The organism is Arthrobacter sp. JDC6 (genome assembly GCF_056484025.1).
In genome coordinates, this window is the sequence record NZ_CM151278.1 from 3,613,960 (window position 1) to 3,629,068 (window position 15,109).

Below are 15,109 nucleotides of genomic sequence, written 5' to 3' on the forward strand. Positions count from 1 at the left end.
CCCAGGGCGATCAGCTTGAATGTCCGGCCGTCTCCCGGCCGGTGGGGGTGGGGTTGTTCTCGGGGCCGTAGGTGAATACGGAGAAAACGGCGGTGGTGATATCCCCGTTGGCGTCGAAGGCAACCGGTCCTGACTCGCCGTCGTAATTGATGTCCGGATTGGCAGCAAGGCCGCCCAGGCACTCCTTGTACGTCAGGCACGGGGCGGGCGGGGCTGTTGCCCCCGGGGCAGGCGTCCCTGCGGAGGGCGTCCCGTCGGACGTGGTCCTGCCTGATGCGGCGCCACCCGAAACCGGAACCAGGTTGGCGGCGATGGAGCGTCCGGCATCGTCCTGGGCCCTTGCCGCCGCCAGGGCCGCCAGGGTCACGGCGTCGTAGGTTTCAGCAGCATACGAGACGTCCTTCAGGGAAGGATCAACGGCCAGGAGCTTTCCCTGGAAGGCGGCGGTGGGCAGTTGGCCCGGGACGACGGCGCGGGCGCCGTCCAGGGCCCGGGAGGGGAGCCCTGATCCGTAGCGGGCAAAGGCGCCATCGCTGAGGAGAATCTTTGAACCCCTGAGGCCGGAGTTGTTCAGCTCGGCCAACGCGCCCTGCGCCCCTTCCCGGGCAACCAGGACCACGGCGTCCGGGCTGGCCTTGGCTGCGGAGCGTGCGGCTTCGGCGGCGGCGCCGGGCTTGAAGGCGGCTCCGGGCAGGACCGTCAGGCCGGACTGTTGCGCGGCTTTCGTGACGGCAGCCGACAGGTCCTTGCCGTAGGCACCTTCCTGGTACACCACGGTGATGCTGGCGGCCCCGGCGTCCTTGGCGAGTTTGGCCAGCACAGGACCTTGCGCGACGTCGGCCGCGGCCGTCCGGAAGTAGTAGCCTCCGCTGGCGATCCCGGAGAGGGCGGCAGCGGTGTTGGCCGGCGAGATGAGGGGTATGCGTGCGTGGGACAGGATGTCCACGGCGGCGGCCGCGTGGCTGGAATCGGTGGGTCCAATGACCACGTCCGCCTTGGCGGCCACCAGGTCCTTGGCCTGGCCTGCGGCTTCCTGGTCCGGATGCGCCGGCAGCAGCTCCACCGGCCGGCCTTTGTGTCCGCCGGCGGCGTTGATTTCCTGGATGGCCAGCTTGGCGGCCGCCAGCTGGGGCGCATTAAGGAAGGCATTGCCGCCGGTGTTGTCCAGGATCAGGCCCACCCGGAGGACGCCATCGCCGGAGGCTTCGACCGGGTCCACCCTGGCGTTGCCGCCGGCGCCCGAACATGCTGTGACCGCGAGGACTGCCCCCAGGGAAACGGCCAGCGCCGCTCGGCCGCGGACCGGGAAACGGTAAAACGGCATCACTGGGCGGGCCGGACGTTTTCTGCCTGGGGACCTTTTTCGCCCTCCCCGACTTCCAGCTGCACCCTCTGCCCCTCATCCAGTGCGCGGTAGCCCTCCCCCTGGATCGCGGACCAGTGGACAAAAACGTCATCACCGGAGCCGTCAACGGTGATGAAGCCATAGCCCTTTTCAGCGTTGAACCATTTGACGGTTCCCAGTGCCATGATGAACAACTCTTTCCGTTGGGGTTATACAGCCGTGGGCGGAGCGGGTGCGGCTAGCGGTATCCGGGGCCAAGCACCACCACGAGCGGCACCTGGAATTCGGTGCTGTTCACCACGGTGGGGATGTTGAGCAGCCCGGCAAGCGCCTGTGCGTTTGCCAGTTGCTGGGGGCCGGAGTAGAAGATCACGGAGGATTTCTGCGGGGCGCCGGACCAGTTGCCTACCTGGCCGAGGCGCCATCCGTCCGCCTGGACGGTTCCGGCCACCCGGCTGGCCAGCCCTGCCGTGCCTGCCGCGTTGTAAACCGCCACTGCCTGCGTCCTGTCGACGGCTGCCTCCCGGGTGGCGGAAGGTGTGGCCTGGGGCTCCGGGTCACTGCTTTGGGTTGGTTCAGACGAAGCAGACGGAGACGGCGAAGCAGGAGGCGCGGATGCCTGCGTGGCCGATGGGGTGGTTCCGGTTCCGGCCAGCGGAGCTGACTCCACGCTCGCCGATGCCTGGCTCGCGGTGGCGCTGAATCCCATCTTGGGAAGGATCAGGAAGGACACCAGCCCTATGGCAAGGGCCGCCATCCCCACTACCAGGATGGGCCACAGCCGCACCCGGGACGGGGCCGAGGCCGTCCGGTGGACACCTTGTCGCGACGCGGCCTCCGGGACCTTGTCGAATTCATCGCGGGCGTATCTGGTCATGGTGGAAGGACATCCTTGTTGATTGCGGCTGTTGTCCCGGCCTGGGGGTTGTTAAGCGTCGGATCCCAGGCGCCGGGCAGTGCGCGCACGGTGGCGCGACGTACGTAGTCTACGCAATCTCTTCACCAGCATGGGATCGTGTGCCAGCGCATCCTCGCGGTCGATCAGTGCGTTCAGGAGCTGGTAGTAATGGGTCGCGGAGAGGTCAAAGAGGTCGCGGATGGCCTGCTCCTTGGCCCCTGCGTACTTCCACCATTGCCGTTCCAGGGCCAGCATCTGCTGTTCGCGCTCGGAGAGGGAGGACTCACGGAGGGTGAAATCCGCCAAAAGGGACTTCCGTGGATCCTGCTCCGGCAGGTGTTCCCGGGCCGGTTCCGCCACGGCACACTCCTTCGCTGGTTACGGTAAATGTCTTACCCCCATGCTACCGGTCGAATAACACCGGTGTCATTCGCGCCCCGCGCCTGCACCGGCCCGGTGCCGCGGGCGGGCGTCCCCCGATGGCCTGCAAGAATGGAACGATGTTTGAATCGGATGCGCTGTTCGAGCTGCAGCAGGACCCGGCGGACGACACCCGCTTCGCTGACCTGGCTGACCTGCCCCTGGCGGAGCTCATGGCGCCGGACTGGGCCGCGGCCCTGCAGGGAGTGGAGGGCAAGCTCCGGTCGGTCCTGGCCTTCCTGGCTGCTGAAGAGGCGGCCGGGCACCAACTCCTGCCGCCGCCGTCGAACGTCCTGCGCGCCTTCCGCCAGCCGCTCGCCGGCGTCAAGGTCCTCATCGTGGGCCAGGACCCCTACCCCACCCCGGGGCACGCAGTCGGGCTGTCGTTTTCCGTCGATGCCCGCACACGCCCCCTCCCCCGCAGCCTGGTGAACATCTACCGCGAACTCGAATCGGACCTCGGCATTCCGCCGCGCGTCCATGGCGACCTGTCGGCATGGACGGAGCAGGGCGTGCTGCTCCTGAACCGGGTACTCACGGTCAGGGCAGGATCTGCTGGGTCCCACCGGGGCAAAGGCTGGGAGGACATTACGACGGCGGCCGTCACCGCCCTGGCATGCCGCCGGGCCGCGGATGGGTCCAGGATGCCTTTGGTGGCGGTGTTGTGGGGCAAGGAGGCGGAGGGCCTCCAGCCGCTGCTGGCAGGCGCCCCCGCCGTCATCAGCCCGCACCCCAGCCCGCTGTCCGCCTCCCGCGGGTTCTTTGGCTCCAGGCCATTCAGCCGGGTGAACCAACTGTTGCGCGAACAGGGTGCAACGGCCGTAACCTGGGAACTCCCGCCGTCGCCCTAGCTTAGGCTTGCCTTATGAGCACCGTCCCCGCCGCCACCAGCGCCACGAAGAAGAGCCGCCCCCAGGTCACCCTGACCGTGCTGCGCAAGGAACAGCTGTCCCCGCACATGGTCCGGATCGTGGCCGGCGGGGAGGGCTTCAGCGACTTCGCCAACAACGGCTTCGTGGACCGGTACGTGAAGATCGTTTTCCCGCAGCCCGGGGTTGACTACCCCTCCCCGCTGGACCTGTGGGCCGTCCGGGAAACCATGCCGCGCGAGCAGTGGCCGTTCACCCGCACCTATACGCTGCGCTGGGTGGATCCGGAGGCGAGCGAACTCACCATCGACTTCGTGGTCCACGGCGACGAGGGCCTGGCGGGTCCATGGGCGGCAGGGGCACAGCCGGGCGAGACACTGACCTTCACCGGACCCGGCGGCGCCTACAACCCCAACCCCGAGGCCGACTGGTACCTGTTCGCCGGTGATGAGGCAGCGCTTCCTGCCATCGCCGCATGCATCGAGGCCCTGCCCGCGGAGGCAACCGGGCTTGCCTTCCTGGAGGTAGGTTCCGAGGCCGACATCCAGCCTGTTTCCGCCCCTGCCGGGCTGGAGATTACCTGGCTGGCCCGCAACGGCACACCGGCAGGTGCCAGCGACCTGCTGGTCAGGGCGGTGGCGGAGGCCGAATGGCCCACCGGCACCGTGGATGTGTTTGCACATGGCGAACGCGGCTATATGAAGGCCCTCCGCGAAATCTTCTTCAAGCAGCGCGGCCTGGACCGCCGGCAGGTGTCCCTCTCCGGTTACTGGGCGCAGGGCCGCGTGGAGGACGTCTTCCAGGCCGAGAAAAAGCTCCCGGTCGGCCAGATCTAGCGGCGGCGCGCCCGGCGCCGCTCGTTGCTTGCCAGGCTGCGGGTCAGGGGCCGGGCCAGCACGTCGCCCAGGACGATCCCGCCGGCCGTTCCCAGCACGATGGCACCGGCGCTGAGCATTCCTCCGGCGCCGGCCAGGATCTCGGACTCCTCAACGGTGAGGACGTACATGGACCGGAATATCGTGAGGCCGGGCAGCAGGATCAGGGCTGCGGGAACTGCCACCACCAGCTGCGGCGCACCCATCCGCAGCGCCACCACCCGTGCCAGCAGGCCAATGACGACGGCGGCCATGGCCGGGGCGAAACGGTCGCCGATGCCCAGCAGGCCGCAGCCCAGCAGCACCAGGTAGCCCGCCACGCCTACGGCTGCGGTTGGCAGCAGGAGCTTCCAGGTGGTCTGTTCCGTAATGCCGATGGCCATCACGGCGGCGGCTACGAAGATGATGAGGACCCACAGATCGTAGGCGGGCGGGAAGGTCTGGGTGACGTCGATGCGCTGCAGCCCGGTCAGCTCCCCCACCACGAAGGCAACAGCGATCCCTGCCACGATGGCGCCGAACGTCAGCAGCGTGGACAGGAACCGTCCGGCCGCCGTCACCGGGAAGCCGTTGATGGCATCCTGCACGGAGGACACCAGGCGCCCGGTGGGAAGGAGCAGCAGGATGCCGCCCACCACCACGATGGACGGCGATGCGGTGAGCCCGAACTGCCAGAGCAGCAGCGCCAGCATGGTGACCACGAAAGAGCAGCTGGCGGTGATGAAGAAGTCCGGTACGCGCCAGCGTCCCAGCTGCCGGGCCAGCAGGCTGATGCCGATATTGGCCACGAACGCAACTGCCGAGGACACCGGACCGCCGCCCAGCACGCCAACGAACACGGCGGCGAAGATGCCGAAGGCGGCCGTGACCATCCAGCGCGGATAGGGTTTCGGGCTGGTGATGGCCTCGTTCAGCCGGCGGATCGCCTCATCCCGGCCCACGCCGCCGGCCACGATGTCCGTGACCAGTTGGTGCACCTTGGCCAGGCCCGCATAGTTGTTGGTCCAGGAGCGCACCACGCGCAGCAGGGCGATCGGCGTCTGGTCCTTGGGTGCGTAGTTGATACCCACGGACTGGTTGGTGATGTCCACCTCGATGTTCTTCAGCCCCAGGGCCGCGGTGACGGCAATGATGCTGGTTTCCACTTCCAGGGCGCCGGCGCCATACCGGAACATGGTCTCGGCCAGGTGCAGGGCGAAATCCAGGGTCTTCCGGGCGGAGGTGTCCACGCCACCCACCTGGATGGTGGGGTTGGCGTAGGGACTCCCCGCCAGCCGGTCCACGATGCTCAACGGGGCGGTTGGTGGATTCTCGCCCTGCACCAGGCGGCGCAGCATCCTCTTGGCGGCAGCGTCCTGCCGAAGCTGCGCAGGGGTCAGCGGTTCAGTCTTGGGCAGGCCGTCAGTCTTTGGCCTGTGCCCTGGCCGTTCGTGCCGTTCGGTCATGCCCGCTTCCTCCCTGTACGCGGTTTATGGACGGTCAGGCTGCACGCTTCAGCGGCAACTTGCCCAGCAGCGTGCGGGCGGCGGCCGCAGCGGACCTGGCGAGCCTGTTGGCATGGAAGACGGCGGGCCGCACCGGCACGACGAAGTCTCCCACCAGCTGGACCACTTCGCCGCCAAAGCCCTTCTTGAATTCGTAGCCGCCGTGGCCTTCCTCGTCCTGGCCGGAGATGCCGAAGGTGCCGTAGAAGTTGTACCGCGGGTATCCCTTCTCGAGGGCATGCAGCATCATTCCCCAGTACAGGGAGGTTGCGCCGTTGAAGTAGATGTAGTCCTGGACGGTGCCGCCGATGACGCACACCACCTCATCGCCGTAGCAAACGAAGTGGATGGCTGCCACGGTGGCCGTCCCCACGGAGTCGGGGAACCTTTCGATGTCCTTCAGGCTCCGCTCGTAGCTGTCCACCAGGTCCTGTACCACTTTGAGCCGGTTGGCCTTCTTTTTGCTGCCGGTCTCCTCCACCTCACGGCGGAGATCTGCTGCGGTGGCTGACTCCGTTTCCAGGCGCTCAGTGATGGATTTCCGGTAGGCCGGGATGTCGATCTTCGCCATCATCAGCTTGGTGAATTCCGGGGTGGTGGTCCGGAGCAGGTGTTCGTAGTAGGCGCGTTCGCGGTAGACGAATCCTTTTTCGTCACCGGCCCGGCTCAGGGCCCCGTAGAAGTCGTCCAGGGTGTCCAGGGTGGCCTGTTCCAGGAAGACGCCGTTCTTTTCCGCTTTGCGGATGGCTTTGCGCGTCCGGTAGCTGGTGCTCATGATCAGTTCTTCGGCGTCCTGGATGCCCACCAGGTTCTTGATGAACATCCAGTTGACGTTGACGAAGTTCATGTCCAGGCCCTGGTGCTTGAACCCCAGCCGTTCCAGGTCGGCCACCAGGGGCCGGTTGTCCTCGACGTCGGGGTGCTCGGCGCCGTCGGCGTCCCGGGCGATGTACCTGACGTTCGGCGAGATCCGCAGTTCAGCGGCTTTGCGGCCTGCCGCGTGCTTGCGGAGAAGCTCGACGACGGCGCCCACCAGGTCCCGGTCCGTGTAGTCCATAAGGGGGCCCTTGGCGCATTCACAGACGGTGTAGCCGAGGCGGTTTGTGGTGTAGTTGAGCTTTCCTGCCGCCACGAGTTCCCCATTGCGCCGGACTCCGAAGAGTTCCACCTGCTGGCCGCGTGCTCGCTGGAAACGGGCAAAATCAATGGACTGCAGGAAACTGTTCTGCGGGTGCTTCAGGGCGAAGGCCTCAAAGTCGGCGTCGCTGAGGTTGGCGTATTCAAGCCCGGTAGCGGCGGAAACTGGATTCAAGGGGTGACCTTCTTCTGGACTCTTCGCGGCCTGGTGGGCGCGCGATGGGCGGGCGGTGTTCGGGGCGGCCGGCACGCGGGCGTGCTGGTCCGGCGGGGGTCGCGGGAGCTTTGCGGGTCTGGCGGCTGCAGGTCAGTAGAACTGCTGGCCGGTCCGTGCGGTTTCAATCCGGCGGAAGATCTTTTCGCCGCCTTTGACCCAAAGCCGGTGCCGCAGCGGGGACAGGACGTAGTCGTGGCAGCCCACGAAGTCGGTCACTGTCTTGGTGAAGCTGGTCTTGAACATGCCCATTCCGTAAAGGTTGTGGGTCTTGTCCTTGATGCGCGCAGCTGGGGGCGTGCCGCAGAAGTCGTACTCGGTGCAGCCGAGTTCCTGCATCCGGCGGATGGCCGCCCATTGGACCAGGTGCGAGTCACCGTACTGTTTGCGGTTCTGGGTGGAACCGCCGTCCTTGTAGGTTGCCTTGGCACCGTAGTTGATGACGAATGCGCCCACGCTGGGCTTTCCGTCCTCGTAGGTGAAGAAGAAGTTGCCCTGGCCGCGGTTGCTGAACTCATCCCAGAACTGTGCGTAGTAATCGTAGCTCCGCAGGGGCATGGATCCCTTGGCGCTGACGGTGTTGACCATCAGGTCGTACAGGGCGCGGTAGGTTTCAGGTCCGGGTTCCTGCCGGACCACCTGGCAGCCTTCGCGTTCGGCACGCCGGATGGCATTGCGGGCGCGCGAGGAGATGGCTTTGAATACTGCCTCTTCGGAGCCGGAGATATCCAGCAGGGCGGTGGAGTCGTTGGACTGGATATTGGGCGCTTTCACCAGGTTGGCCGCGCGCAGTTCCTTCTGCACCTCGTCGGAGTCGACAATGTCCGGTTCCACTTTGATGTTGAAGACATTCAGCTTCCTGCCGCGGACAAACGCGGCAACGGATTCAAGGACGGGGCCGAGGTCCGCTGCATCGGCCAGGTCGGGGCCCTTGATCAGGTACCACAACCGTCCCAGGACGGGGAAGCTCTTCTCCAGCACCAGGTTGTAGCTGGAGTTTCCGGGGCTTTCCAGCACCAGGAACCGGACTTTCCAGCCGCTTCCGTTCTTGACCGATGCATAGGCGGCGGACTGCAGCATATTGCCGCCGTTCGGATTGGCCGTGACGTGCTTGTCCCAGTTTTCAATTTCCTCGGCGGTGGCAAAACGTGCGGTGAATTGTCGCAAGGGGGCCTTGTCCAATCGGGTCTGTGCGCGGTTTCGGTAGTTCTGGGTGCGTGCGGACATGCAGCCTCAAGTCTAAAGCCTGATGTGCTTACGGCTTTTCGCCGCCTTGCAGGGCATGCGGGCCAGCGGGGTTCAGGATGCCCGCTTGACGCCGCTGTTGGCGGTCAACAAGGGTGTAGGCATGAGGCCGGATGGGGAAGAGACTACAGCCCGCACGGGGAGCGACGGACAGCCCTACAGCGCCGGGGTGCAGGTGGCCGCGCTTATCGGATTCCTGGTGGCGTCACTGTTGGTGGCGGCGCTGGGCGGCCTGGCCTCGGCGGCCAATGTCTCCGGCTGGTACGCCACCGCTGACAAGGCGCCCTGGTCCCCGCCCAACGGCGTGTTTGGTCCCGTCTGGACCGTCCTCTATGCGGCAATGGCTGTCGCAGCGTGGCTGGTCTGGCGCCGGCGGACCAGCAGGACACGTCCGGCAATGGCCGCCTACGCCGTCCAGCTGGTCCTCAATCTTGCCTGGACCCCCGCGTTTTTCGCCCTTTACCCCGCCCTTGGCACGCCGGCCCTGTGGCTGGGGCTGGCCATCATCCTTGCCCTGATCGCCGCCGTCGCAGTAACCGTTGTGTATTTTGGTCCCATCAGCCGCACGGCCGGGCTGCTCCTGCTGCCCTACGTGTCATGGCTGGTGTTTGCGGCCAGCCTGAACTGGTGGGCCGCGGCGCATAACTAAGCGATGGTCTCCGCGTGGCCTGTGGCGTCGCGTTGCCAGGTGGGGATCAGCATTCGACGACGTTGACGGCGAGGCCGCCCATGGCGGTTTCTTTGTATTTGGAGGACATGTCCTTGCCGGTTTCGCGCATGGTGATGATGACTTCGTCCAGGGACACGCGGTGGGTGCCGTCGCCCCAGAGCGCCATTTTCGCGGCGTTGATCGCTTTCGCGGCCGCGATCGCGTTCCGTTCGATGCAGGGGACCTGGACCAGCCCGCCGATCGGGTCACAGGTCAGGCCCAGGTTGTGTTCCATCGCGATTTCCGCGGCGTTCTCCACCTGCGCCGGGGTCCCGCCCATGACCTCGGCCAGGCCCGCGGCCGCCATCGAGGACGCCGACCCCACCTCGCCCTGGCAGCCGACCTCGGCCCCGGAGATCGAGGCCTGTTCCTTGTACAGCACCCCCACCGCGCCCGCGGCCAGCAGGAACCGCACCACCACAGCGTCCCGGTCCTCCTGGGTGGCCTTGTCCATGCCCGGGGCGAAATGCAGGGCGTAGAACAGCACCGCGGGGATGATCCCGGCCGCCCCGTTCGTCGGGGCGGTGACCACCCGCCCGCCGGAGGCGTTCTCCTCATTCACCGCCAACGCCACCAAATTAACCCACTCCTGCCAATACCTGGCATCGAACGGGCCCGCGTCCCACGCCGCATCCGTCTCCTCGACCGGGCCGCCCGCGGATTCCTTCTTCAACCGGTCGTACCAGTCAGGGGCGCGGCGGCGGACCTTCAACCCGCCCGGCAGCACCCCTTCCCGCCTCAACGAGGCGCCCACGCAGCCCTCCATCACCGACCAGATCTGCAGCAGCCCCGCCCGGATCTGCTCCTCGTCCCGGGAGACTTTTTCGTTCACGAGCATCACCTCGGCGATGCCCAACCCGGTCACCGCGCAGTGCCCCAGCAACTCCGCCGCGGTCCGGAACGGCAGCGGCAGCTCCTGTTTGGACGCGTCCAGTTCCTGCTGCGCCGCGTCCTCCTCGCCCTCCCGGACGATGAACCCGCCACCCACCGAGAAAAACGTCGCCGAATGCAGCACCCCACCGGCCGCATCAGTGACCGTGAACGTCATCCCGTTCGTGTGCCGCGGCAACACCGTCAACGGCCGCAGCACCATATCCTTCACCCCGTACGGCAAGGCCACAGCACCGGCCAGGTTCAGCACCCCGGTCTCCGCGATCGAGGCCAGCCGCTCCTCCACCTCGGCGGGCAGGATCAACTCCGGATAGAACCCCTCCAACCCCAACAAAACGGCGGTCATCGTCCCATGCCCATGACCCGTCGCCGCCAACGACCCATACAAATCAACCCGCAACCCCGCCACATCACCCAGGACACCCAGGCCCTTGAGCTCCTCAGCGAACACCGCAGCAGCCCGCATCGGCCCCACAGTATGCGAAGACGAAGGCCCAATCCCGATCGAAAACAGGTCAAAGACACCAACAGCCATAACGGGGTATTTCCTAACTAAATCTGGTTCGGTTGCCGCTCAACCCACTTCCTGTACGTCCTGTCAGCCTCGACACACCGGTCCATGCGCACCAGGGGCCGGCAGAGCCGGACCCGAAGCCCGGCCACGGTGCGGTACAGGGCTTACTTTTGGCGTTTGTAGAACGGGAGGTCGACGACTTCGAATGGCTCCGCCTTGCCACGGAGGTCCACGTCGAGGGCGGTGCCGGGTGCCGAGTATTCGACGTCGACGTAGGCCATGGCGATGGGGTAGCCAAGGGTGGGCGACGGCTGGCCGGAGGTGACTTCGCCAACCGTGGCGCCGTCCTTGAGGACGGGGTAGTGCGCGCGTCCGGCGCGGCGGCCCTGGCCTTTGAGCCCCACGAGGCGGCGGCCGGAGGCGCTGCCGGCTCCGGCTTCCTTTTTGGCGGCCAGGGCGGCTTTGCCGACGAAGTCGCCTTCCTTGGAAAGCGCGACGACGGGGCCGAGGCCGGCGGCGAACGGGTCGCCCTGCAGCGACAGTTCGTTGCCGTACAGGGGCATTCCCGCTTCGAGGCGCAGGGAGTCACGGGAGGCGAGGCCTGCCGGGGTCAGTTCCCTGTCGTCGGCGACGGCGATCAGTGACTGCCACAGCGCGGGGGCATCGTCGTTGCCCACGAAGATTTCGAACCCGTCCTCACCCGTGTACCCGGTGCGGGCAAGCAGGAGTTCCTTTCCGGCGCCGCCTACCAGGAGGGGCACGCTGACAGCGGCGTAGTACTTCAGCTCAGTGACCAGTGCGTGCTGCGCGGCCGGGACCAGGCGCAGCAGGAGTTCCTGGGCCTTGGGGCCCTGGACGGCGATCAGCGACGTGCGGGCTGAGGCATCCTCCACTACAACATCGAACCCGGCGGCCCGTTCCTGCAGGGCAGCGGCCACCACGGTGGCATTGCCCGCGTTGGGGACCACCAGGAAGACGTCGGTGCCGTCCTGCGCGGCAGGGCGTCGGTAGGTGATGAGGTCGTCGATGATGCCGCCGTCCTCGTTGCAGATCAGCGAGTACTTGGCCTTGCCCACGGCCATGGCGGAGATCTTTCCCACCAGGGCGTAGTCCAGGAAGGCTGCGGCATCCGGGCCGGTCACCCAGACCTCGCCCATGTGGGAAAGGTCGAACAGGCCGGCAGCCTTGCGGACGGCGTGGTGTTCAGCAAGCTCCGAGCTGTACTTCAGCGGCATCTGCCACCCGCCGAAGTCCGTGAAGGAAGCTCCAAGCTTCTTGTGCTCGTCGTAAAGCGCGGTGTATTTCTCGGTCATGGCGCCGGTCCTTAGTTTTCGAAGTCTTCCAGCGGCGGGCAGGAGCAGATCAGGTTCCGGTCCCCGGCGGCGCCGTCGATCCTGCCCACGGGCGGGAAGTACTTGTCCTGCTTGTGGTGGGCAGGGAAGGCCGCCTGCTCGCGGGGGTAGGCGCGGTCCCAGTCAGAGCTGACGACGGCGGCCGCCGTGTGCGGTGCGCGGCGCAGCGGTGAGTCCGCCACGGCAAAGTCGCCATTGGCCACCTGGTCGATTTCCTTGCGGATGCTGATCATGGCCTCGATGAAGCGGTCGATCTCCGCCAGGTCCTCGGACTCGGTGGGCTCCACCATCAGCGTGCCCGCCACCGGGAAGGACAGGGTGGGGGCGTGGAAACCGAAGTCGATCAGCCGCTTGGCAACATCCTCTGCGGTCACCCCCGTCTTCGCCGTGAGTTCGCGCAGGTCCAGGATGCACTCGTGCGCCACCAGCCCGCCTTCACCGGTGTACAGGACCGGGAAGTACTCGTTCAGGCGGGACGCGACGTAGTTGGCCGCCAGCAGCGCGGACTTGGTGGCCTCGGTCAGGCCCTCACCGCCCATCAGCTTCACGTACGCCCACGAAATCGGCAGCACGCCGGCCGAACCGAACCGGGACGCCGAGATCGCCACACCGTGCCCGGCTTCGTGCGCCGCCTTGTTCGCGTCGCCCGGCATGAACGGTGCCAGGTGCGCCTTGGCGGCAACGGGCCCGACGCCGGGTCCCCCGCCGCCGTGCGGGATGCAGAAGGTCTTGTGCAGGTTCAGGTGGGACACGTCCCCGCCGAACTGGCCCGGCTGGGCCAGCCCTACCAGGGCGTTGAGGTTGGCGCCGTCGATGTAGACCTGGCCGCCGGCAGCATGCACAGCGTCACAGACTTCGCGGACATCCCCATCGTAGACACCGTGGGTGGAGGGGTAGGTGATCATGATGCAGGATAGGACGTCCTTGTTGGCCTCGATCTTGGCCGTCAGGTCGTCGTGGTCGATGGTGCCGTCGGCAGCCGTGGCCACGACGACCACCTTCATGCCCGCGAGCACGGCGGAGGCGGCGTTGGTACCGTGCGCCGAGGCCGGGATCAGGCACACGTTGCGCTGCTGCTCGCCCCGGGAATGGTGGTAGCCGCGGATCGCGAGCAACCCGGCGAGCTCGCCCTGCGAGCCCGCGTTGGGCTGGATGGACACCTGGTCATACCCGGTGATCTCGGCGAGGTCCGCTTCCAGGCCGGCGATGAGTTCGCGCCAGCCTTCGGTCTGGGAGTCCGGGGCGAACGGGTGGATCGAGGCAAACTCCGGCCAGGAAATGGCTTCCATCTCGGCCGTGGCGTTCAGCTTCATGGTGCATGAACCCAGCGGGATCATGGTGCGGTCCAGCGCCAGGTCGCGGTCCGAGAGCTTGCGGATGTAACGCAGCAGCTGGGTTTCAGACCGGTGCGTGTTGAAGACCGGGTGCTGCAGGTAGTCGGAGGAACGCTCGACGGCGGCCTCCAGCCCAAAGCCCTGGCCCTCGCCCTGGACCTCGGCAACCGTGGCGCCAAAGACGTCGGCAACCTGGGCGACGATGGCCACCGTCGTGGTTTCATCGAGGGCGATGCCTACGGTGTCGGCGTCGACGCTGCGCAGGTTGATGCCCCGCGCCTCGGCGTCGGCGATGATGCCAGCAGCCCGTCCGGGGACCCGGACCGTAAGGGTGTCGAAGAAGCTCGTGTGCAGCACCTCGACGCCGGCGGCCGCAAGCGAGGCCGCCAGGCTACGGGCGTGGCGGTGCGCCGTTTGGGCAATCGCCTTCAGGCCGTCGGGGCCGTGGTAAACGGCGTACATGGACGCAACGATGGCCAGCAGCGCCTGGGCGGTGCAGATGTTGGACGTGGCCTTCTCGCGGCGGATGTGCTGCTCGCGGGTCTGCAGTGCCAACCGGTAGGCAGGCGTGCCGGCGTCGTCCTTTGACACCCCAACCAGGCGGCCAGGCAAGGAACGCTCCAGGCCTTTGCGGACAGCCATGTAGGCGGCATGGGGGCCCCCAAAGAACAGCGGCACGCCAAAACGCTGGGCTGAGCCGACGGCAATGTCCGCGCCCTGCTCGCCCGGAGGTGTGATCAGTGTCAGGGCCAGCAGGTCCGCAGCGACCGTGACCAGCGCGCCCCGGTCCTTCGCTGCAGAGATCACCGCGGACTGGTCCCAGACGCGGCCGGAAGCGCCGGGCTGCTGCAGCACGATCCCGTTGATGTCGCCGTCGGGCAGGCCCTTGGACAGGTCGGCGACCTCCACCTCGAAGCCGAGCGCCTCCGCACGCCCCAGCACGATGGCGATGGTCTGCGGCAGCACGTCGATGTCCAGGACGGTCTTGCCGTCTGCCGCGGGCTTGGTCCTGTTGGCGCGGCGCATCAGCAGCACGGCCTCGGCCACCGCCGTTGCTTCATCCAGCAGCGAAGCGTTGGCGATGGGCAGGCCCACAAGGTCCTGCACCATGGTCTGGAAGTTCAGCAGCGCCTCAAGCCGGCCCTGGGAAATCTCCGGCTGGTAGGGCGTGTAGGCGGTGTACCAGGCCGGGGATTCCAGGATGTTGCGGCGGATCACCGGCGGAGTCACGGTGTCGTAGTAGCCCTGGCCGATCATCTGCACCGCCGTCTTGTTCTTGGCGGCAAGCTTCCGCAGTTCCGTGAGGACTTCAACCTCACTGAGGGCGTCCTGCAGGCGAAGGGCGGTGTCCTGGCGGATGACCTTGGGAACCGCGGTGTCCACAAGGGAATCGACCGAGTCGTAGCCCACGGCTTTGAGCATGGTGTCGACGTCGGCCTGGCGGCGCGCGCCGATATGGCGGTCTACGAAAGTGGTGGAGGCTGGGGTAACCGACACGAAGGAACTCCATTTACTCAGGCGGCGAAGGGTACGCCACAGCTATTCGGGTTCCTCCCCGCTCTGTATTGGACCTGAGAGTTTCCGCGTTCCCTGCCTGGGCAGGACCCGCTTGCACCGTCGGTGAGCACAACAGTCCCTACCTCTCCAAAAGAGAATAAGACTGCCTGCTGCTTTCCAGAGGTGCCTCGCCGCGGCGGTACGGGGGCCTGCGAGATTCCTGGGGAGGATTTGCTCCTACGGCGCCTGCCTGTACTTCCGGCAGAACTCTCCCGCCGCAGATCAAAGGCTATTCATTTGTTGGATCATGAAGGCCGGTGACAGC

13 protein-coding genes and 2 riboswitches are annotated in these 15,109 nt (G+C 66.7%); of the genes, 3 read left to right on the forward strand and 10 right to left on the reverse strand.

The window, feature by feature from the left end; genetic code table 11:
• Positions 1-10: 10 nt before the first annotated feature.
• From ACV095_RS16725 to ACV095_RS16740, 4 genes are read right to left on the reverse strand one after another with little or no spacing between them, the layout of a single operon-like run.
• Complete coding sequence (locus ACV095_RS16725) at positions 11-1,324, reverse strand: ABC transporter substrate-binding protein (protein WP_224084465.1); 1,314 nt, start codon at positions 1,322-1,324, stop codon at positions 11-13.
• Positions 1,324-1,530, reverse strand: coding sequence for a cold-shock protein (locus ACV095_RS16730; protein ID WP_134165653.1), 207 nt, complete (start codon positions 1,528-1,530; stop codon positions 1,324-1,326). The genes ACV095_RS16725 and ACV095_RS16730 overlap by 1 nt, the downstream gene beginning before the upstream one ends.
• A gap of 53 nt (positions 1,531-1,583) precedes the next feature.
• A complete protein-coding gene (locus ACV095_RS16735) occupies positions 1,584-2,222 on the reverse strand; it encodes a LytR C-terminal domain-containing protein (protein ID WP_018769532.1) in 639 nt (212 codons plus the stop codon).
• A 51-nt stretch (positions 2,223-2,273) separates the two neighbouring features.
• Positions 2,274-2,603, reverse strand: coding sequence for a DUF3263 domain-containing protein (locus ACV095_RS16740; protein ID WP_018769531.1), 330 nt, complete (start codon positions 2,601-2,603; stop codon positions 2,274-2,276).
• Positions 2,604-2,743: 140 nt separating this feature from the next.
• Between ACV095_RS16740 and ACV095_RS16745 the strand changes: the two genes are divergently transcribed.
• Together ACV095_RS16745 and ACV095_RS16750 are read left to right on the forward strand one after the other, a co-directional pair.
• Entirely contained in the window at positions 2,744-3,514 is a 771-nt protein-coding gene (locus ACV095_RS16745; RefSeq protein WP_478222314.1) for a uracil-DNA glycosylase, read from the forward strand.
• Between the two features lie 14 nt (positions 3,515-3,528).
• Positions 3,529-4,368, forward strand: coding sequence for a siderophore-interacting protein (locus ACV095_RS16750; RefSeq protein WP_478222315.1), 840 nt, complete (start codon positions 3,529-3,531; stop codon positions 4,366-4,368).
• On the opposite strand, the gene ACV095_RS16755 is transcribed toward ACV095_RS16750, so the two are convergent.
• From ACV095_RS16755 to ACV095_RS16765, 3 genes are all read right to left on the reverse strand, one after another.
• Positions 4,365-5,852: a threonine/serine exporter family protein gene (locus tag ACV095_RS16755; protein ID WP_018769528.1), complete on the reverse strand. Its 1,488-nt coding sequence runs from the start codon at positions 5,850-5,852 to the stop codon at positions 4,365-4,367. The genes ACV095_RS16750 and ACV095_RS16755 overlap by 4 nt on opposite strands.
• A gap of 34 nt (positions 5,853-5,886) precedes the next feature.
• Positions 5,887-7,203, reverse strand: a complete 1,317-nt coding sequence (locus ACV095_RS16760) for a peptidoglycan bridge formation glycyltransferase FemA/FemB family protein (RefSeq protein WP_478222316.1) — start codon at positions 7,201-7,203, stop codon at positions 5,887-5,889.
• 132 nt (positions 7,204-7,335) lie between these two features.
• Positions 7,336-8,469 (reverse strand): lipid II:glycine glycyltransferase FemX, encoded by a 1,134-nt coding sequence (locus ACV095_RS16765; RefSeq protein WP_478222317.1) that lies wholly within the window; start codon positions 8,467-8,469, stop codon positions 7,336-7,338.
• Between the two features lie 121 nt (positions 8,470-8,590).
• Between ACV095_RS16765 and ACV095_RS16770 the strand changes: the two genes are divergently transcribed.
• Positions 8,591-9,136, forward strand: a complete 546-nt coding sequence (locus ACV095_RS16770) for a TspO/MBR family protein (protein ID WP_056389195.1) — start codon at positions 8,591-8,593, stop codon at positions 9,134-9,136.
• A gap of 46 nt (positions 9,137-9,182) precedes the next feature.
• Here the strand turns inward: ACV095_RS16770 and ACV095_RS16775 are convergent, their stop codons facing one another.
• The 3 genes from ACV095_RS16775 to gcvP form a co-directional block, all read right to left on the reverse strand.
• Positions 9,183-10,622 carry an L-serine ammonia-lyase gene (locus ACV095_RS16775; protein WP_478222318.1) on the reverse strand — a complete coding sequence of 480 codons (1,440 nt, stop codon included), beginning with the start codon at positions 10,620-10,622 and terminating at the stop codon, positions 9,183-9,185.
• 143 nt (positions 10,623-10,765) lie between these two features.
• Positions 10,766-11,914, reverse strand: coding sequence for a glycine cleavage system aminomethyltransferase GcvT (gene gcvT / locus ACV095_RS16780; RefSeq protein ID WP_056392130.1), 1,149 nt, complete (start codon positions 11,912-11,914; stop codon positions 10,766-10,768).
• Positions 11,915-11,925: 11 nt separating this feature from the next.
• The gene (gene gcvP, locus ACV095_RS16785) at positions 11,926-14,784 is read right to left on the reverse strand and encodes an aminomethyl-transferring glycine dehydrogenase (RefSeq protein WP_478222319.1); all 2,859 of its coding nucleotides are present in this window, start codon (positions 14,782-14,784) and stop codon (positions 11,926-11,928) included.
• Between the two features lie 53 nt (positions 14,785-14,837).
• A riboswitch (glycine riboswitch) is annotated at positions 14,838-14,945 on the reverse strand.
• 26 nt (positions 14,946-14,971) lie between these two features.
• A riboswitch (glycine riboswitch) is annotated at positions 14,972-15,069 on the reverse strand.
• Between the last annotated feature and the right edge of the window lie 40 nt (positions 15,070-15,109).